We start from the raw sequence: 23,087 nt of genomic DNA, 5'->3' as shown, positions 1-23,087 counted from the left end.
GATGAAGTACGATTTGTGAGTTCTCTACATTTTGATATATATAATAGAAAAAACACAAAAACCGAAAGGAGCCACACGTTGAATGGCGTATAAATATCTTGTTATTGTGGAATCACCAGCTAAAGCAAAAACGATTGAAAAATACTTAGGGAAAAACTATAAGGTTGTTGCCAGTGTTGGGCATATTCGCGATTTACCAAAAAGTAAAATGGGCGTAGATACTGAAAATAATTATGAGCCACACTATATCTCTATTCGTGGTAAGGGCGACGTTATTAAAAGTTTAAAAACGGCTGCTAAAAAAGCCGAAAAAGTCTATCTCGCAGCCGATCCAGACCGAGAAGGAGAGGCTATTGCTTGGCATTTGTCTTTCCTTCTCGGCTTGGATTTAAATGATAAAAATCGAGTTGTTTTTAATGAAATTACAAAAGAAGCAGTGAAATCTGCATTTAAAGAACCACGTACGATTAATTTAGATTTAGTAGATGCACAGCAAGCGCGTCGTATTCTAGATCGTTTAGTAGGTTATTCACTAAGTCCAATTCTTTGGCGCAAAGTGAAAAAAGGCTTAAGTGCTGGTCGAGTACAGTCTGTAGCACTTAAAATTATCATTGATCGTGAAAATGATATTCGCAAATTTATTCCAGAAGAATATTGGAGCATTGATGGTAATTTTCAAAAAGCAAAGAAAAAATTTAAGGCTAATTTCTGGGGGCTGGATGGTAAAAAGAAAAAATTACCGAATGCTGAAGCAGTAAAAGAAGTAACTACTCGAATCAATGGCAAAGAATACGATGTGACAAAAGTTGAAAAGAAAGAGCGGAAACGTAATCCTGCGTTACCTTTTACAACCAGTAGTTTACAACAAGAAGCAGCCAGAAAATTAAATTTCAGAACACGAAAAACCATGATGGTTGCACAACAACTGTATGAAGGTATTGCTTTAGGCAAGCAAGGAACTGTAGGTTTAATTACCTATATGCGTACAGATTCCACTAGAATTGCAGATTCAGCGAAAGCAGAAGTAGCCGAATACATTGAAAAAAATTATGGCTCTGAATTTTCAGCACACGGCGGACGGAAAGTGAAAAATGCTCAGGGCGCTCAAGATGCCCATGAAGCCATTCGTCCTTCTAGTGTTTTACGTGCACCAAATGAAATCAAACAATACTTGGATAAAGATCAATTAAAACTCTATACGTTGATTTGGTCACGTTTAGTTGCTAGTCAAATGACACCTGCTGTTTTGGATACAATGAAAGTGACATTGGAACAAAATGGTGTGATTTTTATTGCAAATGGTGCCAAAGTGAAATTTAAAGGATTTATGCAGGTTTATGTTGAAGGCCGCGATGATGGTAAAGAAGACAAGGAAAATATTTTACCTGATCTAGTTGAAGGCGATAAAGTCAACGCTCTTGATATTGAACCAAAACAACATTTCACTCAGCCGCCAGCAAGATTTAGTGAAGCTACATTAATTCGTTCGTTAGAAGAAAATGGTGTCGGTCGTCCATCAACTTATGCGCCGACTTTAGAAACGATTCAAAGACGTTATTATGTTAAACTAACGAATAAACGATTTGAACCTACTGAATTAGGTGAAATCGTCAATTCATTGATCGTTGAATTCTTCCCACAAATTGTAGATGTTCATTTTACTGCTTCAATGGAAGGTGATTTGGACAAAATTGGTATTGGACAAGAAAAATGGGTTGAAGTAGTCGATCGTTTTTATCGTCCTTTCGAAAAAGAATTGACGAACGCAGAAGAAAAAATCGAAAAAATCCAAATCAAAGATGAACCTGCTGGTTTTGATTGTGATCTATGTGGCCATCCGATGGTCATCAAGTTAGGACGTTACGGCAAATTTTATGCATGTAGCAATTTCCCAGAGTGTCGCAATACTAAAGCAATCGTCAAAGAGATTGGTGTTACTTGTCCCGTATGTAAGGAAGGTCAAGTCATTGAACGTAAATCAAAGAAAAATCGCTTATTCTACGGCTGTAGTCGCTATCCAGACTGTGATTTCACCTCTTGGGATAAACCAATCGGGCGTCCGTGTCCCAAATGTGGGCAATATCTTGTTGAGAAGAAAGTCAAAGGTGGAAAACAAGTCGTCTGTATCAACGGTGATTATGAAGAAAACGTTCAAAAATAATAAAATTAAAAACCAGCGGACAACCCCGTTGGTTTTTTAAAGAAATGAGGAAATAGATGATTACTCCTGTAACAGTTATCGGTGCTGGCTTAGCCGGCAGTGAAGCCGCTTGGCAAGTCGCCCAAGCGGGTGTGCCAGTCACACTTTATGAAATGAGACCAGTAAAAAATACGCCTGCACATCAAACAGAAAATTTTGCTGAATTAGTTTGTTCAAACTCTCTACGAGGAAATAATTTAACGAACGCGGTTGGCGTTTTAAAAGAAGAAATGCGACGTTTAAATTCGATCATCATTAATAGTGCAGACAAAACAGCTGTTCCTGCTGGAGGGGCATTAGCTGTTGATCGTGATGATTTTTCACAAGAAATCACTGAGAAGATAAAAAATCATCCACTAATTACTGTAAAAAATGAAGAAATCACAACAATCCCTGAAGGAATCGTAATCATCGCAACAGGTCCACTAACCTCAGAAGCGTTAGCTGAACAAATCAAGGAGTTCAACGGCTCGGATGGTTTCTATTTTTATGATGCAGCGGCACCGATCGTTGACAAAGCAACGATCGATATGGATAAAGTATACTTAAAATCTCGTTACAATAAAGGAGAGGCGGCTTACTTAAACTGTCCAATGACCGAATCAGAATTTAAAGCATTTTACGAAGCCTTGATTTCAGCTGAAGTTGCACCACTCAAGTCTTTTGAAAAAGAGAAATTCTTTGAAGGATGTATGCCTATTGAAGTAATGGCTAAACGTGGAATCAAAACAATGCTATTTGGTCCCTTAAAACCAGTTGGCTTGGAAGACCCTAAGACAGGTAAACGTCCCTATGCTGTGATTCAATTACGTCAAGATAACGCAGCAGCTTCTCTATACAATCTTGTAGGATTTCAAACTCATCTAAAATGGGGAGAACAAAAGCGTGTTTTCCAAATGATTCCAGGTTTAGAAAACGCTGAGTTTGTTCGTTTTGGTGTAATGCATCGAAATAGTTTTATGAACTCACCAGAATTACTAAAACCGACATATCAGTCTCAAAAAAGAGAGAATTTATTTTTTGCTGGACAAATGACAGGTGTTGAAGGGTATGTAGAAAGTGCAGCTAGTGGTTTATTGGCCGGCATTAATGCTGCTCGTTTAGCAAAGGGAGAAGAAACGATCATTTTCCCAAGAGAAACAACTTTAGGTAGCATGGCTTATTATATTACCCATGCTGAGGGAAAACATTTCCAACCTATGAATGCTAACTTTGGACTATTCCCTGAAATGCCTGAAAGAATTCGGGATAAAAAAGAACGCTATGAAGCCATTGCAAATAGAGCATTAACGGCATTAGCACGTGTCATTGAAGAACAAAATATTATAGATCAAACAACTTAATCAAAAGACCGAAGTAAGCACAACTGTTTACTTCGGTCTTTTGATTAAGTAACAAATAAGAGGATAAAAAAATTAAATTACACCTATAATTTATGAGGATTTAAAGGCAAATATGAATAAATTGTTACCAAATTTGAAAATATTGATTAAATTCTGACAATTCATTTGTCTTTTCAAAAAGGTTATGCTAAAGTTACTTTGTAATTTATTGGAGGATGCCTACTATGCAAGAAAAAAACTGGCCTGAACTATTTTTAAGTTACTTGATCGTTGAACGAGGCTATTCTGAAAAAACCAAAATTGCTTACGAAGAAGATATCCTCAATTTCTTTGATTTTCTAAAAGATTCAGGTGAAGCAGACTATTTAAACGTCGATCATTTAGATATTCGGACGTACCTCAGTTTTCTTTATGACAAAGAATATAGTCGAAATTCTATTAGTAGAAAAATTGCCAGTCTACGATCTTTCTATCAATTTTTACTAAAAAACGAAGTAATGAAAGAAAATCCTTTTTCCTATGTACATATGAAGAAAAAGCAATTACGACTTCCACGTTTTTTCTATGAAAAGGAAATGGATGCCTTATTTGAAAGTGCGAAAGGAACAAAACCTTTAGAGCTAAGAAATCAAGCACTTCTAGAAATTCTTTATGGAACGGGGATACGTGTCAGTGAATGTACGAATTTAACCTTACAGGCAATTGATTTTTCTGCTAATGTATTACTGATTCACGGGAAAGGTAATAAAGATCGGTATGTTCCTTTTGGCTCTTTTGCACAAGATGCGCTTAAAGAGTATTTGGAAAATGGTCGAGCAGTTTTGATGAAGAAGTACCAACAAGAACATGCTTTTGTTTTTGTGAATCATCATGGTGAGCAAATCACACCAACTGGAATCGAATATGTCTTGAATCAACTTATAAAAAAAAGTTCATTGACCAGCGATATCCATCCGCATATGTTACGCCATACATTTGCGACTCACTTATTGAATCATGGTGCTGATATGCGAACTGTTCAAGAATTATTAGGTCATTCAGATTTATCGACCACACAAATTTACGCTCATGTAACAAAAGAAAGTTTACAAAAAAATTATCGAACGTTTCATCCTCGTGCATAAAAAATGATCAGCGACCCAAGCTATCTGAAAACGAGTTTGTTTTATTTTTTTAAATTATCTAGCGAAACAAATCTTTCACAATCGATTTGTTTCGCTTTGAAATCAGGAGGAATGGTAATGGTAGAATCACAATTTCATTCAACAACGATTTGCGCTGTTGAAAAAAATGGGAAATTTGCGATGGCTGGTGACGGACAAGTAACGATGGGAGAATCTGTTGTTATGAAAGGCACAGCTAAAAAAGTTCGTAGAATCTATAACGATGAAGTAGTTGTCGGCTTTGCGGGTAGTGTAGCAGATGCATTTACACTCGAAGAAAAGTTCGAAGGAAAACTAAATGAATATAACGGAAACTTAACTCGGGCGGCAGTTGAATTAGCTCAAGAGTGGCGTACTCAGCAATCTATGCAAAAATTAGAAGCAATGCTGATCGTAATGAATGATAAAGAAATGCTTTTAGTATCAGGCACGGGTGAAGTAATCACGCCTGACGATGGCATCTTAGCGATTGGCTCAGGTGGTAATTTTGCACTATCTGCGGCACGAGCAATGAAACATTATGGTGACAAAGAAATGTCAGCCAAAGATATCGCAAAAAATGCATTGAACATCGCAGCTGATATTTGTGTCTTTACCAATCACAATATCATTGTAGAAGAATTATAAATGGGGGACAACAACCATGAACGAACTAAATAAAACACCAAGAGAAATCGTTAAAGAATTAGATGACTACATTATTGGACAAGAAACAGCGAAAAAATCTGTTGCGGTAGCCTTGAGAAATAGATACCGTCGTCTACAACTCGACGAAAAAATGCAGCAAGATGTAACGCCTAAAAATATGTTGATGATCGGACCTACTGGTGTAGGGAAGACAGAAATTGCTAGACGACTAGCTAAAATCGTCAATGCTCCTTTTATCAAAGTAGAAGCAACGAAATTTACCGAAGTTGGTTATGTGGGTCGCGATGTCGAATCGATGGTCCGTGATCTTGTGGAACAAGCCATTCAAATCGTTGAGAAACAACAATATAGCCGTGTTTATTCACAAGCTTTGAAAAAAGCGAACAATCGCTTGGTAAAAGTGTTAGTACCTGGTATCAAAAAAGAGAAAAAACAAGCATCAAACAATCAATTTGAGCAAATGATGCAAATGTTCAATAGTGCACAACAACCGCAAGAAGCACAAGAAGAGGTAACGGAAGAAATCAAAGTAAACCGCAAAACGATTCTTGACCAGTTAGAAAAAGGCTTATTAAATAATCGCGAAGTTACAATTGAAATAGAAGAACCAAAAAAGACAATGCCTGCAATGAATAACGGGATGGAACAGATGGGTATTGACTTAAACGAAACGTTAGGTGCGTTATCTCCCAAGAAAAAAGTAGAGCGAACAGTAACCGTTAAAGAAGCACAAGAATTATTAGTAAAAGAAGAGTCGGCAAAAATCGTCAAAGATGCGGATATCCATAGCGAAGCCATTCGTTTAGCAGAAAGTAGTGGGATCATTTTTATCGATGAGTTTGATAAAATCACATCAAAAAGTCAGCAAAATTCCGGTGAAGTTTCTCGCGAAGGTGTTCAACGTGATATTTTGCCGATTGTAGAAGGGTCACAGGTCAATACAAAATATGGACCAATCCAAACAGATCATATTTTGTTCATTGCATCAGGTGCGTTCCATTTATCTAAACCTAGTGATTTGATTCCAGAATTACAAGGTCGTTTCCCAATCCGTGTGGAATTAGATGATTTGACAGCTGAAGATTTTATACGGATTTTAACTGAGCCAAATAACGCATTGATCAAACAGTATATTGCATTGATCGGAACTGAAAATGTCACAGTAATCTTTACTAAAGAAGCCATCGAGCGAATTGCCAATATTGCTTTCAATGTCAATCGCGACACAGACAATATCGGTGCTCGTCGTTTGCATACAATTTTAGAACGTTTATTGGAAGACTTATTGTTTGAAGCACCAGATATGCAAATGGGTGAAATAACAATCACAGAAGCATACGTAAATGAAAAATTAAACAGTATTGTTCAAAACGAGGATTTAAGCCGCTACATTTTGTAGGATGATCTGACAGTTCTTTCAGTGGTTGCTTTGAAATAGGCCGAGAAACACAACGAAGAAATGAGTGGATGTTAATTGGTAAGAGGGGAAGCAAGGTGTCATGGTATTACCATGTGTTATCTAGCTACACGAGCTACGCTTTTAAATTAGGAGGAGTAAAAATGGCTACTTTATTAGAAAAAACGCGTCAAATCAATAAGCTTTTACAACAGAAAAATACATTTGATCAAAAAGCAGAGTTACCCTACGACAAGATGGCAGTCATTTTAGGGGATGTCTTAGACAGTAATGCCTACATCATCAGTAACGAAGGAGTTCTGCTAGGGTATAACGAAAAATTAGATGTAAATAATGCACGTGTTAAACACATGTTTGAAGAAAAACGTTTTCCCCAAAGCTATACAGATGCAGCTGACAATTTAACTAAAACAGAAGCGAATATTTCAATCACCAGCGACTTAACTGCTTTTCCAGTTGAGTTACGTGAAAAATATCCCTTTGGCTTAACTACGATCGTACCAATGTTTGGTGCAGGTGAACGGTTAGGCACGATTATTTTGGCAAGAGTAGAACAATCCTTTGACGATGAAGATTTAGTTTTAGCTGAATATAGCGCAACAGTTGTTGGAATGCAAATCCTTTATCAACAATCTAGAAACATCGAAGCCAATGTTCGCAGCGCAACTGCTGTTCAAATGGCGATCAATACATTATCTTACAGCGAATTAAAAGCTGTTCAAGCAATCTTTAAAGCCTTGGACGGAGAAGAAGGTCGCTTGACTGCGTCAAGTATTGCTGATGAAATAGGGATTACTCGTTCAGTTATCGTTAATGCCTTAAGAAAATTAGAATCAGCGGGTATCATAGAATCAAGATCTCTTGGAATGAAGGGAACTTATTTGAAAGTCTTAAATAAACAATTTATCAAAGAATTGGAAAAAGATAACAAATAGGAGGCAGCAAATATGACTGTACAAATTGAAAATGAATTTCTGATTGCAACAATCGCAGAAGATGGTGCTGAATTAGTCAGCTTGAAATCAAAGAAAAATAATATTGAATACATCTGGCAAGGAGACCCAGCTTTTTGGGGACGTCATGCACCTGTCTTATTTCCAGTCGTTGGCCGTCTTAAAAATGATCAATATACTTATGAGAATCAAACGTATCCCATGGGACAGCATGGATTTGCTAGAGATGCTCTTTTTGAAGTAATCGAGCATGGAACAGAACTAGTCTCGTTATCTTTAAAAAGTAATAAAGAAACGAAGAAAGTTTATCCTTTTGATTTTGAGTTGATTCTTTCTTATGCTTTAGAAGAAGAGAGCCTAGTGGTTGGTTACCAAGTTGAAAATACAGGATCTAATGATATGTACTTCTCAATCGGTGGACATCCGGCATTCAATGTTCCACTAGAACAAGGATTAACATTCGATGATTATTATTTAAGCTTTTCACCTAAAAAATCTCGTACTCAGATCCCACTAGTTGGACCGTTTGCCGATTTTGAACACAAAACGTTGGGTCAAACAAATACAAGCCTTGATATTCGAAGAGAATTGTTTAAAGAGGATGCCATTATCTTCGAAACCAAAGGGGCCAATGCGATCACTATTGAAACTGATGAAAGCTCCCACAGTATTAGCTTAAGCTATACTGACATGCCTTATGTAGGTATTTGGTCTCCTTACCAAAAAGATGCACCCTTTGTGTGTATTGAACCTTGGTGTGGTATTGCAGACGAAGTAAATGCAACAGGAAATATTGTGAATAAAAAAGGGATCAATACATTAGCTGCATCAGAGGTATTCAAAACCCATTACACACTTACAGCTAAATAAAAATAAAAAAACTAGAACGTGAGATGTCGAAACCTCACATTCTAGTTTTTTTATTTTTTGTTTCTTTTTCAGGCTTAGAGCCTAGTCCAAAAGGTACACGACTTTCTGTGCCATCTTTGATCCGTTTTATATTATCCTTATGGCGAATAAAAATAAAAATGGTCAAAGCTAAAGCAATCGTGGTCAATAACCAATCAAATTTAGGCAATATCGCTGGAATAGCAAAGGGTAAAACGACTGTTGACAAAGTGATCAATACTGCGCTGATCATGCTAGTTAAGCTAACCATACTAGTAATGTATAACATAATAATAAAAATTAAGGCAGAATAAACAAAAAATGCTGGATTGTAAGCTAAGATCATCCCTGCACTCGTAGCAACCGCTTTTCCTCCTTTGAAATGTGCAAAAACTGGAAATGTGTGACCTAAAACAGCTGCAACACCAAATACCAACGGATTGACATTTAAAGAAAATAGAAAGGGTAAACTAGTGGCTAAAGTGCCTTTTAAGATATCCATAAACAAAACTGCAATACCAGCTTTTTTTCCCAATACTCTAAATGTATTTGTCGTTCCTGTATTGCCACTACCAAATTGACGAAGATCTTTTTTAAAAAATAGTTTTCCGACCCAAACACCGGAAGGGATAGAACCGAGTAGATAAGCTATAATCAATAACACAAAGAATTTCATTGAGCAACCTCTTTCTGTTCAAACTAGCATTTATTTTATCACGAATAGAAACAGCTAACAATAATTAAATATTCGTTGTATAATGAAAGTAAGAGAAATTAGAAAGGATGATCAAAATGCCAATAGAAAACCCATCACAAAAACAAATTTTTAATTACTTAAAACAAGCCAAACGAATCGCAGTCGTTGGACTAAGTGCCAAAGAAGACCGCACAAGTTATAAAATTGCTAGATTACTACAAGAATATGGCTATGAAATCATTCCTGTAAATCCGATTTTAGCTGGGCAAGAAGTCCTTGGCGAAAAAGTCTATGAAAAATTACAAGATGTACCAGGTCAAATTGACATTGTCGATATTTTCCGTCGAAGTGAATTTTTACCTGAAGTAGCACATGATTTCATAGAAACTGATGCAAAAGTCTTTTGGGCCCAATTAGGTTTGGAAAGTGAAGAAGCTTCGGAAATATTGAAAAATGCAGGAAGAAATGCTATTATAATGAATCGTTGCATAAAAATTGAATTAGCCGAAATGCCTAAATAGATGTAAATAATCTTAAGAAAGAGTGGCCGTTTAGGAAAGCTCTTTTTTTTTGAGAGCTTTTAGAGTATTATTGTAATGATGTGGCCTTTGGCCCTATAATTCAAGTATAAGGAGTTTTTTCTTTGGCGAAAAAAGTAAACAATGAATACAATGACGCCTCCATCCAGGTTTTAGAAGGATTGGAAGCTGTAAGAAAAAGACCAGGAATGTATATCGGCTCCACAGACAGCCGTGGATTACATCATTTAGTCTATGAGATCGTTGATAACGCAGTTGATGAAGCATTATCCGGTTATGGAAATGAAATCAGTGTCACGATCCAAAAAGACAATAGTATCAAAATCACTGACTCTGGCCGCGGAATGCCAGTTGGAATGCACGCATCTGGAATCCCAACCGTAGAAGTGATCTTTACCGTTTTACATGCAGGAGGAAAATTCGGCCAAGGCGGTTATAAAACTTCTGGCGGACTGCATGGTGTAGGTGCCAGCGTAGTAAATGCGTTATCTAGTTGGTTAGAAGTGCGCATCGTCCGTGACGGTGTTGAATACATGGAACGTTTTGAAAATGGCGGAAAACCCGTTGGAACTTTAAAAAAAGTAGGAAAAACGAATAAAAAAAATGGGACTTCTGTAATTTTTCTTCCCGATGATACTATTTTTTCTACTATCCATTTTTCATACGATACATTAGCAGAGCGATTAAGAGAATCTGCATTTCTATTAAAAGGTGTCAAAATTTCTCTAACAGATCTTAGAGGAGAAGAACCAAAAGAGGAAGTCTTCCATTATGATGAGGGAATCAAAGAATTTGTTGCCTACCTTAATGAAGAAAAAGATACATTAACACCTGTTGTTTATTTTTCAGGGGAAAAAGATGGCATCGAAGTTGAGCTTTCTTATCAATATAATGATGGCTATTCAGAAAATGTCCTTTCATTTGTCAATAATGTCCGCACAAAAGATGGTGGTACTCATGAAGTAGGGATGAAGTCTTCAATGACAAAAGCTTACAATGAGTATGCAAGAAAAGTCGGTTTGCTAAAAGAAAAAGATAAAAATCTAGAGGGTAGTGACTTCCGCGAAGGATTAGCTGCTGTATTATCGATTCGCGTTCCGGAAAACTTATTACAATTTGAAGGTCAAACCAAAGAAAAACTTGGGACGCCAATGGCGCGTAATGCAGTGGATAATGTCGTTGGAGAGCAAATGGGCTTTTATCTGCAAGAAAACAGCGAAATGAGTCAACAATTGATCCGTAAGGCGATCAAGGCTCGTGAAGCGCGTGAAGCAGCACGCAAAGCCCGTGAAGAAAGTCGAAATGGCAAAAAACGGAAAAAAGGCGAATCTCTTTTATCTGGAAAACTAACACCGGCTCAATCACGAAATCCTAAAAGAAATGAATTATATTTAGTCGAAGGAGACTCTGCCGGTGGTTCAGCTAAACAAGGACGCGACAGAAAATTCCAAGCGATTTTACCTTTACGAGGAAAAGTGCTAAATACTGAAAAAGCCAAAATGCAAGATATTTTAAAAAACGAAGAAATCAACACAATGATCTACACAATCGGTGCGGGTGTTGGTCCAGAATTTTCAATTGAAGACTGTAATTATGACAAAGTCATCATCATGACCGATGCGGATACCGATGGAGCACATATCCAAGTCTTACTGTTAACCTTTTTCTATCGCTATATGAAACCACTGATTGAAGCTGGCAAAATCTATATTGCGTTACCGCCACTTTATAAAGTATCAAAAGGAGTTGGCAAAAAAGCAGTAACAGAATATGCTTGGACAGATGAAGAATTATCTAACGTGACGGAACAAGTCGGTAAAGGCTATATGCTTCAACGCTACAAAGGTCTAGGGGAAATGAACGCTGATCAGCTGTGGGAGACTACAATGGACCCTGAGACACGTACGTTGATCCGAGTTAGAATAGATGATGCTGCACAAGCAGAACGCCGTGTAACGACACTCATGGGCGATAAAGTAGAACCAAGAAGAAAATGGATCGAACGCCATGTACAATTCACACTAGAAGAAGATGGTAGTATCTTAGATCGAAAAGATGGTGAGACGGAGATTTCTCCATCCATTTCAAATGAAGTATTAGATGAAGAAAAAAAAGAAGAAACTGAACGTAAAAATGCAGAGACAGACGCAGCAGCAGAAATCAGTTTATTCGACTTAGAGTAGGGAGTGACGAATTTGGAAAAACGCCAAGATATTCAAGAATTAACACTTGAAGAAGTAATGGGCGATCGTTTTGGAAGATATTCCAAATATATCATTCAAGAACGTGCCCTACCAGATATTCGTGATGGGTTAAAACCAGTACAACGTAGAATTTTATTCTCCATGAACAAAGATGGTAATACGTTTGAAAAAAGCTTTAGAAAATCCGCTAAATCTGTCGGAAATATCATGGGGAATTATCATCCCCATGGTGATAGCAGTATTTACGAAGCGATGGTGCGCTTAAGTCAAGACTGGAAACTTCGAGAAGTTCTGATCGAAATGCACGGAAATAATGGGAGTATGGATGGGGATCCGCCAGCTGCGATGCGTTATACAGAAGCTCGTTTATCTGAATTAAGCGGCGAGTTACTGAAAGACATCGAAAAAGAAACGGTCGATTTTGTTTGGAACTTTGATGATACGGAAAAAGAACCTACTGTTTTACCAGCGAAATATCCTAATCTACTAGTCAATGGTTCTACAGGGATTTCAGCAGGGTATGCAACGGAAATTCCGACACATAATTTAGCAGAAATCATCGATGGTACGATTTATTTGATTGATCATCCTAATGCAACCTTAGATAAACTGATGGAATTCATTCCAGGACCTGATTTCCCAACAGGTGGTATCTTACAAGGAAAAGAAGAAATCAAAAAAGCCTATGAAACAGGTCGTGGAAAAGTGATTCTGCGCTCAAAAACCAGAATCGAATCTTTAAAAGGCGGCAAACAGCAAATTATTGTGACCGAGATTCCTTATGAGGTCAACAAAGCTACCTTAGTTAAAAAGATGGATGAAGTTCGCTTAAATAAAAAAATCGACGGTATTGCTGAAGTTCGCGACGAGAGTGACCGTACAGGCTTACAGATTGCTATCGAATTGAAAAAAGATACCAACGCTGAAGGGATTCTAAATTATCTTTTCAAAAATACCGAGCTTCAAATCAATTATAATTTCAATATGGTTGCAATCGATAATATGACCCCCCAACAAGTTGGGTTAAAACGAATTTTAGACAGCTATATTGCTCACCGTAAACAAGTGATCACAAACCGAAGTCAATTTGAACTGAACAAAGCCAAAAAACGGCAGCATATTGTTGCAGGCTTAATCAAAGCGTTGTCAATTTTAGATAAAGTGATCGAAACAATACGCGGTAGTAAAGATAAAAAAGATGCGAAGATGAACTTAGTGAAAGCCTACGCCTTCACAGAGGAACAAGCTGAAGCCATTGTAACATTACAATTGTATCGTTTAACCAATACAGATATCACTCAACTTGAAAAAGAAGCTGATGAGCTAAATCAGCTCGTTACTGAATTAACTAAAATCCTAAGCGATGAAAAAGAATTATTCAACGTAATGAAAAAAGAATTGCGTGAAGTCAAAAAACAATATGGCAATCCTCGCTTAACTAAGATCGAAGATGAGATCCAAGAAATCAAGATTGATACCAAAGTTTTGATTGCCCAAGAAGATGTAATTGTTACTGTAACTCATGAAGGATACATCAAACGCAGTAGCTTACGTTCCTATAGTGCATCAAAACCAGAAGAAGTCGGGATGAAAGAAGGAGATTTCCTTCTTTATACTGGTGAAGTTAACACGTTAGATCATATTTTATTAATTACAAATAAAGCCAATGTGATCTATCGACCAATCCACGAACTTCCAGATCTAAGATGGAAGGAAATAGGAGAACATATTTCTCAAGCCATTTTAAATCTTTCAGTAGATGAATCAATCATCGCTGTTTATACTTACAAAGAACTTTCACCAACGAAAACGTTTGTCTTTATGACAAAAGAAGGTATGATCAAGCAAAGTAAGATGACTGATTTTGAACCTTGGAGAACCTATAAGAGTCGTCCAACTAACTGTATGAAATTGAAATCTGATTCCGATGAAATCGTAAATGTTTACCTAACGAATGAACAGAAAGTTTTAGATGTCTTTTTAGTTAGTCATCGTGGTTTTGGCTTACGATATCCACTAGACGAAGTACCCGTAGTGGGCGCAAAAGCAGCAGGTGTCAAAGCGATGAATCTAAAAGATCAAGACTATGTAGTCAATGGATTGCTTGTTCATGAAGACGGAGATACACCGATTGTGATTTTGACTCAACGAGGAAGCATCAAACGGATGCTTGCCCAAGAATTACCGCAATTAGGTCGTGCTAAACGTGGCCTAATGGTTCTTAGAGAATTGAAAAAAAATCCCCATCGTGTAACCTTTATGTCAGAAAGTAGCCCGTTAGAATTATTAGTTACGACACAAAACGGCAAACAATACACACTTGATTCTGAAAAGTATCCAATTAATGATCGAACATCCAATGGTTCTTTCATGCTTGATGAAAAACAAGACGGTGAAATTTTAGAAGTTCATGAGATGCATACTGCTGAATTAGAACAAAAATCAGCAGAAAATTCTAATTAAACAAGTAAGCTGTTCTATAGAATTAGCAAAAAGAGGTTTCTGTACTAGTACAGAAACCTCTTTTTATATTACAGATTTCTTACTATTTATCTTTTTATATAATAAATTAGTTAAATAGATCACAAAGATAAAACGCTGTTAAATAGGTTTTTCTGATGTATTTTAATGAAAAAATCGCTAATTAGCTCAAAAATTATTAAGGAAAGGCTTGCATAAAAATGACTATGTGTTATACTAATCACATAAAGCTGTTACAATAGATTTCAGCATACTAAGGAGGCCCCAAAATGGAGCAATGGAAAGGCTTTAAAGGCGAAAAATGGCAAACATCAGTAGACACGCGTGACTTTATTCAAAGAAACTACACTGAGTACACAGGTGATGATTCTTTTCTAGAGCCAATCGCACCTAGCACAGACAAGTTATGGACAAAATTACAGGAATTATTTGAAGTACAACATGAAAAAAATGGCGTGTACGATATGGACACAAATATTCCTGCAACAGTAACTTCTCATGAACCTGGATATTTAATCAAAGAAGAAGAAACAATCGTAGGTTTACAAACAGATGTACCATTGAAACAAGCATTCATGCCTTTTGGTGGCATTAACATGGCTAACAACTCTTTGACTTCAAATGGTTACGAAGTAGACCCAGAAATGTCTAAGATCTTTTCTGAATGGAGAAAAACTCACAACCAAGGTGTTTTTGATGCCTATACTCCAGAAATGAGATCCGCTCGTAAAAACAAAATCATCACAGGTCTTCCAGATGCTTATGGTCGTGGCCGTATCATCGGTGACTATCGTCGTATTGCATTATATGGTATGGATTTCTTGATTACTGAGAAGAAAAAAGACTTAAGTAATACTGGTAATAAAGTAATGACAGATGACGTGATTCGCTTAAGAGAAGAAATTTCTGAACAAATCAGAGCGATGGCCGATCTTAAAGAAATGGCTTCAACTTACGGTTTCGATATCTCAAAACCAGCAGCAAACGCTAAAGAAGCAATTCAATGGTTATACTTTGGTTACTTAGGTGCCATCAAATCACAAAACGGTGCAGCGATGTCTATCGGACGTATCTCTGCATTCTTAGATATCTATATTCAACGTGATTTAGAAGCAGGTGTGATCACTGAATTTGAAGCACAAGAAATGATCGATCACTTAATCATGAAATTACGTATGGTTAAATTTGCTCGTACACCTGAATACAACCAATTATTCTCAGGTTATCCAATTTGGGCTACATTATCAATCGCTGGTATGGGCTTGGATGGACGTTCATTAGTAACTAAAAATGATTTCCGAATCTTACACACACTAACAAACATGGGCCCATCTCCTGAACCTAACTTGACTGTGTTATATTCTTCACATTTACCAGTTGGATTTAGAACGTTTGCCTCTAAAATCGCAAAACAAAGTTCATCTATCCAATTCGAAAATGATGACTTATTACGCGCTAACTGGGGATCTGACGACTGCGCAATCGCATGTTGTGTGTCTGCAACAGTGATGGGTAAAGATATGCAATTCTTCGGTGCTCGTGCGAACTTAGCAAAAGCGGTTCTTTACGCAATCAACGGTGGTGTAGACGAAAAAACTAAAATGCAAGTAGCTCCTAAATTCCGCCCAATGACAGGTGATACTTTAGACTATAACGAATTCATTGATCGTTATAAAGATATTATGGATTGGTTAGCTGAATTATATGTAAATACTTTAAATGTTATCCACTACATGCATGATAAATATTCTTATGAAGCAGCACAATTAGCCTTCATGGAAAGCAACTTACAACGCACATTTGCAACTGGTATTGCAGGGATTTCACATGCTGCTGACTCAGTAATGGCAATCAAACATGGTAATGTACAAGTAATTCGTGACGAAGATGGTTTAGCAATTGATTATGTTCCTCAAAATGAGTTCCCAACTTATGGTAACGATAATGAAGAAGCAGATGCAATGGCTAACTGGATTCTTGAATACTTTATGACTCAAATCAGACGTCAACATACGTACCGTAATGCGAAACCTACAACATCACTATTAACAATCACTTCAAACGTTGTTTATGGTAAAGCAACTGGTAACACACCAGACGGACGTCGCGCGGGTAAACCATTAGCTCCTGGTGCTAACCCAAGTTACCAAGATGGTAAATTCTTAGGTGAGAAAAATGGCCTGTTAGCATCACTTAACTCAACTGCTAGATTAGAATATACAAGTGCATTAGATGGAATTTCTAACACACAAACTATCAATCCTAATGGTTTAGGTAAAGACGATGATACAAGAATCGATAACTTGCGTAACGTAATGGATGGCTACTTTGATAAAGGTGGTTATCACTTGAACGTTAATGTATTCACAAATGAATTATTGTTAGATGCACAAGCTCATCCGGAAAAATACCCGAACTTAACAATCCGAGTATCTGGATATGCCGTAAAATTCCGTGATTTAACTCCTGAACAACAAGCAGACGTTATCTCAAGAACTTCACACGACAGACTATAATAAACAAACAATTGAAGGGTTGACCTCGTGTCAGCCCTTTTTTTAAAAGAAATGAGGAACGAACAATGACAACTCCAGTTATCGGTAGAATTCACTCTACAGAAAATTTTGGGACCGTTGATGGACCCGGTGTTCGATTTATCGTATTTACACAAGGGTGCCGCATGCGCTGCCAATTTTGTCATAACCCAGATACTTGGAAAATTGGTTCTGGTGGGCGTGAAGTCACAACTGATGAAGTTTTAGATGAAGCAATTAAATATCGTTCTTATTGGGGGGAAAAAGGTGGGATCACTGTCAGTGGTGGCGAACCATTACTTCAATTAGAGTTTTTAACTGACTTATTTAAAAAGGCCAAAGAAAAAGGTATACATACGACAATCGATACTTGCGGCAAACCATTCACAAGAGAAGAACCTTTTTTTAGTGAATTTGAAGAATTAATGAACTATACTGACTTGTTGTTATTCGACATTAAACATATTGATAATGAAAAGCACAAGTTACTAACTTCATTAGGTAATGAAAATATTCTCGAAATGGCTCAATATCTTTCTGAAATTGGCAAGCCTGTTTGGATTCGTCACGTTCTAGTTCCAGAGCGTAGCGATTATGATGACTATTTAATTCGTTTAGACACCTTTATTAAAACTCTGAAGAATGTCGATAAGGTTGAAGTGTTACCGTATCATACAATGGGTAAGTACAAATGGGATGAATTAGGTTTACAGTATCCATTAGATGGGATCGAACCACCTAAAGAAGAACGCGTAGCAAATGCGAAGAAACTGCTTCATGTCAATGACTATCAAGGATATGCAGCAAGATAGTTTAGAAAAATAGAAAAGAGCGACAATTATTGTTGTTTCTTTTCTATTTTTTGTTATTATTAGTAATGAAGAAAAAATAAGGAGTGAATTAAAATTATGTCAAAAATTCTTGTTTTTGGACACCAAAATCCTGATACAGATGCAATTGGAGCAGCAATTAGCTTTGCATATTTACAAAAAGAACTAGGGAAAGATACAGAACCAGTAGCATTGGGTACACCTAGCGAAGAAACACAATATGCATTAGACTACTTCAATGTCGATGCGCCAAGAATCGTAGAAAGTGCTGCAGCGGAAACAAATCAAGTAATGCTTGTCGATCACAATGAATTTCAACAAAGCATTTCAGATATTTCTGAATTAAATATCCTTGCAGTCGTTGATCATCATCGTATTGCAAATTTCGAAACAGCAGATCCTTTGTATTATCGTGCCGAGCCAGTAGGCTGTACAAGTACGATCGTCTTAAAAATGTTTAAAGAAAACAATATTACTATTCCAAAACCAATTGCCGGAATGATGGTATCAGCAATCATTTCAGACACTTTGTTATTCAAATCACCAACCTGTACTCAAGAAGATATCGACGCAGCCAATGAGCTAGCAGACATCGCAGACATCAATTTAGATGGCTATGGTTTAGATATGTTAAAAGCTGGTACGAATTTGAGTGATAAATCAGCTGAAATATTATTAGATTTAGATGCTAAAAGTTTCCCAATGGGCGATAAAAACGTTCGTATCGCTCAAATCAATACAGTTGACCTAAATGAAGTACTAGACCGCCAAGCAGAACTAGAAGCTGCAATGAATAACGCAAATGCTGTAAATGGTTATGACCTGTTCGTATTGATCATTACAAATATTTTAAACAGCGATTCTGAGCTATTAGTTATCGGAGATTCAATTGACAAAGTAGAAGCTGCTTTCAACGTGAAACTAGACAACAACCGTACGTTCTTGAATGGTGTCGTTTCTCGTAAAAAACAAGTTGTTCCTCAATTAACTGAAGCATTTAGTTAGAAAGTTACATTTGATTTAGCCTTTTAAATAAACTACAGGTGGCGTCTTAATTACTCCAGCTGTAGTTTTATTTTATTTAATGTACAGAAAGAGTGAGTGGACCGTGACAAATACGACCTATTATTTTTCAGCAAAAAAATTTGATAGCAAGTTTGATAACATTATTTTCGATCCTTTATTCAAAAAAATAGTGCGTTATCTTTTTGATCATAAAGATACAGAAATTATTTTACGCCAAATAAAAGCAACTATTCCCACTGATGACAACATAGAATTATATTTAGATAAATTAATCAAGTATGGTCTAGTGGAACGAAAAAATAGAAGATATACTTTAACATTTCCTATCTATTCCACAGAAAAAAATATACAAATTCCTCATTCAATAATAAATACATTGCAAATCCTGACAAATGAAAGTAGCTTACAAACGAATTATTTTATTTTTGGGCAATGGTTATGGAGGTTGTTTTTTGAAGAAGAACAAAAAGAATATTTTTTTGGCGTTGTATCTTCTTCAGATAATTTTCCACTTTTTCGCAAAAGAGAGGCAGGAAACAGCGCATTACAATTTGTCTCTATATACCAAGACGACTTGATTCCATTAGACTTTGCAAACTATTTCAACATACTCTCAAAAAGACAAGTACTTCCTGAACAGTTTAATCAGTTACAACGTCTCATTGGCGATGTGGATATCAATTATTTTATCACTCAAATTCAAAAAGTGATTCGATCCGTTAAGCGAAATCCATCTAGAGTAAGAAAACAAACTATTTTCGAAGAAGCGCTGTTAACAACGGAAGATCTGCTAAGAGGTGCGGATGGGCAATTATCATTAACAGCAGTTTGTTTGGATACTATCGAAATTTCAAGAGAAACCCAACATACTTTGGATAAACTAAAAGTAGAATTGAACTTATTGTGGGGAACAATTGAAGATGTTAATCAACGTGAATATTATAAAATGCAATGCTATAGTATTCTCTTTACTACTTGTTTTCCAGATCAGAAATCTATTCAGTATTTCAAGTTTTAAGTTACAATAAATTTATTATGTAAACTTTAAACTTGAAAATCAACTAACGTCTCTTGATGTATTAAAAGTGAAGAGACGTTAGTTGATTAGGTATTTCTTTTACGAACCTTTTTAGTCCAAAAACCACCGGAAATAAACTTGGGTTCATACGAGATAATAAAAGCTCTAGGCTCTTTTTCATTGATTAGTTTATAAAGGCTACGTTCATTTTTGCGCGGTGAAAGAATCTCTAATATCATTCGTTCGCCCTCACGACCTTCACCAAAGCTTTGTGTGACACCATACCCATGATCACGTAAAATTTCCGGTAAATTCAGTTGCTCAGTGGAAGAGGGGAGGATGGCTGTAACCATGATATAACCCAGGGCCAAATAATCTTCGATTTTGATGCCCACACTAATCCCAACAGCGTACCCTAAAGCATAAACAACCAAATTTAGTGGATTATCTAAACGATTAAGAACCATGCTAAGGCCTAAGACATAAATAGTTATTTCAGCCATACTAACTAGTGGCGCAATCAAACGATACCCTTTCATAGTCAGCATAAAACGGATCGTATTTAACGTAATATAAGAAAAGTTAACTACAAATATTGTAAGAAGCATTTTGATATCCATTTTTATTAATCCCTCTTTTCCAAGTATCAGCATATTATAGTACAAGATTGGAAGAATTAGAATAGGGAAAGCTAAAATTAAATGAAATCGTTGAATACTGATTACCAACTTTTTAGCTATCGTTATTTGTTGGATGAATCAATAGTTTTTGCTATAATCAATATACTACGTAATTTAAGGGAGAAATGAAATCTGATGCAAATTTTTATCTTCATACTTGTTGGTTTATTGTTATTAAATACAACAGCAGCACTGATCACTGTTTTTAGGAAACCACGAAGTATTTCAAGTGTTTTAGCGTGGATTATGACGTTATTATTTTTACCTGGGATTGGCTTTATCATTTATATATTTTGTGGCAGAGGAATCAATGGGCAAAAAGTTTTTAACCTAACAGCCCATGACAAAGAAAAAATTTCTGAAATCAAAAGAATGGTTGATCAAGATAATCTAAAGTCTGACGGAAAATTAGATATCAATTTATTAACCGATGCACGTGTCCTGAATAAATATTTTAGAAATATGGATGCATCACCACTAAGCAAACGAAATAGTTTAAACATTTATACTGATGGCAAAGAAAAATTTGAAGCTTTATTTGAAGATATTCGCCAAGCTAAAGAAACCGTTCACGTTGAATACTATTCTTTTTTTAACGATCGCATTGGTAATCAGTTTTTAGACATATTAGGAGAGAAAGTCAAAGAGGGAGTATCTGTTCATTTGATCTATGATCCGTGGGGATCTCCAGGAGCAAACAAGAAATTTTTTGCCTCATTTGTTGCTTTAGGTGGTAAAGTAACTCCCTTTATCACCTCGAAGAATATGATCAGTAAAACTCGCTTAAACTATCATTTACATCGAAAAATCGTTGTGATCGATGGTAAAATAGGGTGGACTGGGGGATTCAACGTTGGAGACCAGTACTTAGGTGATAGTAAAAAATTTGGCTATTGGCGTGATACGCATATTCGCTTAGTCGGAACTTCAGTCTTTTCACTTCAAGAAATTTTCATTATGGACTGGAATGCTTCGGTTCAGCTTCAAACAGATAAAATGGATTATTTAGAAAACTATTTTCAGATTGCTGAAGATCATGAATTAGGCGATTTGTCATTGCAAGTTGTTTCAGATGGCCCAGACTCTGAAGAAGAAATTTTGAAAAGCGGTTTTATTAAAATGATTTTATCAGCTGAGAAATCCGTTTGGATCCAAACGCCGTATTTGATACCTGATGATAGTATGATCAATGCCTTATTGATTGCCGTTCGCTCTGGTATTGATGTTCGAATTATGATCCCATGCATGCCAGATCATCCATTTATTTATCGTGCTACACAATATTATGCAAATTATCTGCATAAACGAGGAATCAAGATTTATATGTACGAGAATGGTTTCCTGCATGCTAAAACGATGATTATTGATAATGAAATCTGCATGGTCGGGACAACCAATCAAGATATTAGAAGCTATGCATTGAATTTTGAAGTGAGTACATTTATTTACGATACACGAATTGCTTGGAAATTAACTCAAATAGTTGAACAAGATATGGCCAAAAGCACCTTGTTGACCGATAAAATTATTCAAGAACAGTCTCATTGGTTACGATTTAAACAAAACTTTTCAAGATTGTTATCCCCAATTTTATGAGATGAAAAGCTAATAAGATACGATTCATTATCTTCTTTTCATAATCGTGTTATTGATAATTTATATATTTATGTCTATATTTAACGGTTCTGTCATAACATTTTAAAACGAAAAATAACCATCTGTGAAAATAGACGTGATGGTTATTTTTCGTTTTGTTCGTGAAGGTGATAGTGATTCATTTTATTATTTTCTATTCTAGTTTACATAATATACATTATACAAAGTAGTTGGAATTCTAATTATTTAAACTTTCTGGTATTTCGATTCATACGTAATAACATCCCCTTTGATGCTAACCTAGAGTCTTCCGATGTACTGATTAGACTATAGAATCTAGTAACCATAAACTTTTATCACTTTCATCTTATTCCAATCATAGGAATAACTCCAAAAACAAGAATATTTTTTTAAAATACGATTCCCCCTATACAGGTTGAAATTTATTTTATATCATTACAGATTAAAAAAGACCATAAGGCAACGCCCATAGGCTGATATAGTTTTTATTCTATGGTTTGGGTCACTTCATTTAATTGCTTGTTGATTTGTTCTACAGTTTTTTTCTTTAGTTTTGATAAATTATAGCTCTTTATTAGATTAGTTTGCCACAACAAGCTGTTTATTTTTATCAAAAAATTTGAAAAACAACTATATTTATGATAGGAAAACAGTCTTTTAGGTATATTTATTTATTTCCTATAAAACGAGAAAGAATAACTGCTGAACTTTTTATTGTCCAAGGAGTTCAGCAGTGTTCGTTTTGTCGAAACGGATGCAATTATGTGATACTGATTACCAAATGGTGCTTTAGCACTTTAGTCATAGGTCGGTTGAGTTCGTTAAACTATGTCATAACGTGCACGACTG

The 23,087-nt window shown here is 36.1% G+C and carries 17 protein-coding genes; 15 read left to right on the top strand and 2 right to left on the bottom strand.

Annotation, left to right across the window (positions count from 1 at the left end):
• The first annotated feature begins 82 nt into the window (after positions 1 to 82).
• The 7 genes from topA to BCR24_RS15480 all read left to right on the top strand — a co-directional run bounded on the left by topA (position 83) and on the right by BCR24_RS15480 (position 8,594).
• Entirely contained in the window at positions 83 to 2,161 is a 2,079-nt protein-coding gene (gene topA / locus BCR24_RS15510; protein ID WP_069641400.1) for a type I DNA topoisomerase, read from the top strand.
• A 56-nt stretch (positions 2,162 to 2,217) separates the two neighbouring features.
• Positions 2,218 to 3,543, top strand: coding sequence for an FADH(2)-oxidizing methylenetetrahydrofolate--tRNA-(uracil(54)-C(5))-methyltransferase TrmFO (gene trmFO, locus BCR24_RS15505; protein ID WP_069641399.1), 1,326 nt, complete (start codon positions 2,218 to 2,220; stop codon positions 3,541 to 3,543).
• Between the two features lie 224 nt (positions 3,544 to 3,767).
• A complete protein-coding gene (xerC, locus tag BCR24_RS15500) occupies positions 3,768 to 4,667 on the top strand; it encodes a tyrosine recombinase XerC (RefSeq protein ID WP_069641398.1) in 900 nt (299 codons plus the stop codon).
• A 117-nt stretch (positions 4,668 to 4,784) separates the two neighbouring features.
• Positions 4,785 to 5,333 (top strand): HslVU peptidase proteolytic subunit, encoded by a 549-nt coding sequence (hslV, locus tag BCR24_RS15495; RefSeq protein ID WP_069641397.1) that lies wholly within the window; start codon positions 4,785 to 4,787, stop codon positions 5,331 to 5,333.
• A gap of 16 nt (positions 5,334 to 5,349) precedes the next feature.
• On the top strand, positions 5,350 to 6,753 hold the full coding sequence (hslU, locus tag BCR24_RS15490) for an ATP-dependent protease ATPase subunit HslU (protein ID WP_069641396.1): 1,404 nt from the start codon (positions 5,350 to 5,352) through the stop codon (positions 6,751 to 6,753).
• Between the two features lie 161 nt (positions 6,754 to 6,914).
• Positions 6,915 to 7,706, top strand: a complete 792-nt coding sequence (gene codY, locus BCR24_RS15485) for a GTP-sensing pleiotropic transcriptional regulator CodY (RefSeq protein ID WP_069641395.1) — start codon at positions 6,915 to 6,917, stop codon at positions 7,704 to 7,706.
• Positions 7,707 to 7,718: 12 nt separating this feature from the next.
• On the top strand, positions 7,719 to 8,594 hold the full coding sequence (locus BCR24_RS15480) for an aldose 1-epimerase family protein (RefSeq protein WP_069641394.1): 876 nt from the start codon (positions 7,719 to 7,721) through the stop codon (positions 8,592 to 8,594).
• Between the two features lie 34 nt (positions 8,595 to 8,628).
• Here BCR24_RS15480 and plsY read toward each other — a convergent pair whose 3' ends face one another.
• Positions 8,629 to 9,288 carry a glycerol-3-phosphate 1-O-acyltransferase PlsY gene (gene plsY, locus BCR24_RS15475; protein ID WP_069641393.1) on the bottom strand — a complete coding sequence of 220 codons (660 nt, stop codon included), beginning with the start codon at positions 9,286 to 9,288 and terminating at the stop codon, positions 8,629 to 8,631.
• Between the two features lie 116 nt (positions 9,289 to 9,404).
• Here plsY and BCR24_RS15470 point away from each other — a divergent pair, with 116 nt between their 5' ends.
• The 7 genes from BCR24_RS15470 to BCR24_RS15440 all read left to right on the top strand — a co-directional run bounded on the left by BCR24_RS15470 (position 9,405) and on the right by BCR24_RS15440 (position 19,941).
• Entirely contained in the window at positions 9,405 to 9,830 is a 426-nt protein-coding gene (locus tag BCR24_RS15470; protein ID WP_069641392.1) for a CoA-binding protein, read from the top strand.
• Positions 9,831 to 9,952: 122 nt separating this feature from the next.
• Positions 9,953 to 12,031 carry a DNA topoisomerase IV subunit B gene (gene parE / locus BCR24_RS15465; protein WP_069641391.1) on the top strand — a complete coding sequence of 693 codons (2,079 nt, stop codon included), beginning with the start codon at positions 9,953 to 9,955 and terminating at the stop codon, positions 12,029 to 12,031.
• A gap of 12 nt (positions 12,032 to 12,043) precedes the next feature.
• Positions 12,044 to 14,515: a DNA topoisomerase IV subunit A gene (gene parC, locus BCR24_RS15460; RefSeq protein ID WP_069641390.1), complete on the top strand. Its 2,472-nt coding sequence runs from the start codon at positions 12,044 to 12,046 to the stop codon at positions 14,513 to 14,515.
• A 287-nt stretch (positions 14,516 to 14,802) separates the two neighbouring features.
• Complete coding sequence (gene pflB, locus BCR24_RS15455; RefSeq protein ID WP_069641389.1) at positions 14,803 to 17,049, top strand: formate C-acetyltransferase; 2,247 nt, start codon at positions 14,803 to 14,805, stop codon at positions 17,047 to 17,049.
• A gap of 65 nt (positions 17,050 to 17,114) precedes the next feature.
• On the top strand, positions 17,115 to 17,879 hold the full coding sequence (gene pflA, locus BCR24_RS15450) for a pyruvate formate-lyase-activating protein (protein WP_069641388.1): 765 nt from the start codon (positions 17,115 to 17,117) through the stop codon (positions 17,877 to 17,879).
• 96 nt (positions 17,880 to 17,975) lie between these two features.
• Positions 17,976 to 18,902 (top strand): manganese-dependent inorganic pyrophosphatase, encoded by a 927-nt coding sequence (locus BCR24_RS15445; protein ID WP_069641387.1) that lies wholly within the window; start codon positions 17,976 to 17,978, stop codon positions 18,900 to 18,902.
• A 103-nt stretch (positions 18,903 to 19,005) separates the two neighbouring features.
• The gene (locus tag BCR24_RS15440; protein ID WP_069641386.1) at positions 19,006 to 19,941 is read left to right on the top strand and encodes a DUF1803 domain-containing protein; all 936 of its coding nucleotides are present in this window, start codon (positions 19,006 to 19,008) and stop codon (positions 19,939 to 19,941) included.
• 86 nt (positions 19,942 to 20,027) lie between these two features.
• Here the strand turns inward: BCR24_RS15440 and BCR24_RS15435 are convergent, their stop codons facing one another.
• Positions 20,028 to 20,567, bottom strand: a complete 540-nt coding sequence (locus BCR24_RS15435) for a DUF2179 domain-containing protein (protein WP_100630374.1) — start codon at positions 20,565 to 20,567, stop codon at positions 20,028 to 20,030.
• 189 nt (positions 20,568 to 20,756) lie between these two features.
• Here BCR24_RS15435 and cls point away from each other — a divergent pair, with 189 nt between their 5' ends.
• Positions 20,757 to 22,217 carry a cardiolipin synthase gene (gene cls / locus BCR24_RS15430; protein ID WP_069641384.1) on the top strand — a complete coding sequence of 487 codons (1,461 nt, stop codon included), beginning with the start codon at positions 20,757 to 20,759 and terminating at the stop codon, positions 22,215 to 22,217.
• Positions 22,218 to 23,087 lie beyond the last annotated feature (870 nt).

This window comes from Enterococcus ureilyticus (assembly GCF_001730315.1).
In the GTDB taxonomy this organism is placed as follows: Bacteria; Bacillota; Bacilli; order Lactobacillales; family Enterococcaceae; genus Enterococcus_L; species Enterococcus_L ureilyticus.
Note: the sequence above shows the minus strand (reverse complement) of the source record. Positions and strands in the feature narration are given on the sequence as shown.

Excerpts from the sequence above, each read along its gene's own strand:
- topA (WP_069641400.1), top strand. The coding sequence starts at position 83 with ATGGCGTATAAATATCTTGTTATTGTGGAATCACCAGCTAAAGCAAAA.
- trmFO (WP_069641399.1), top strand. The coding sequence starts at position 2,218 with ATGATTACTCCTGTAACAGTTATCGGTGCTGGCTTAGCCGGCAGTGAA.
- xerC (WP_069641398.1), top strand. The coding sequence starts at position 3,768 with ATGCAAGAAAAAAACTGGCCTGAACTATTTTTAAGTTACTTGATCGTT.
- hslV (WP_069641397.1), top strand. The coding sequence starts at position 4,785 with ATGGTAGAATCACAATTTCATTCAACAACGATTTGCGCTGTTGAAAAA.
- hslU (WP_069641396.1), top strand. The coding sequence starts at position 5,350 with ATGAACGAACTAAATAAAACACCAAGAGAAATCGTTAAAGAATTAGAT.
- codY (WP_069641395.1), top strand. The coding sequence starts at position 6,915 with ATGGCTACTTTATTAGAAAAAACGCGTCAAATCAATAAGCTTTTACAA.
- BCR24_RS15480 (WP_069641394.1), top strand. The coding sequence starts at position 7,719 with ATGACTGTACAAATTGAAAATGAATTTCTGATTGCAACAATCGCAGAA.
- plsY (WP_069641393.1), bottom strand. The coding sequence starts at position 9,288 with ATGAAATTCTTTGTGTTATTGATTATAGCTTATCTACTCGGTTCTATC.
- BCR24_RS15470 (WP_069641392.1), top strand. The coding sequence starts at position 9,405 with ATGCCAATAGAAAACCCATCACAAAAACAAATTTTTAATTACTTAAAA.
- pflB (WP_069641389.1), top strand. The coding sequence starts at position 14,803 with ATGGAGCAATGGAAAGGCTTTAAAGGCGAAAAATGGCAAACATCAGTA.
- pflA (WP_069641388.1), top strand. The coding sequence starts at position 17,115 with ATGACAACTCCAGTTATCGGTAGAATTCACTCTACAGAAAATTTTGGG.
- BCR24_RS15445 (WP_069641387.1), top strand. The coding sequence starts at position 17,976 with ATGTCAAAAATTCTTGTTTTTGGACACCAAAATCCTGATACAGATGCA.
- cls (WP_069641384.1), top strand. The coding sequence starts at position 20,757 with ATGCAAATTTTTATCTTCATACTTGTTGGTTTATTGTTATTAAATACA.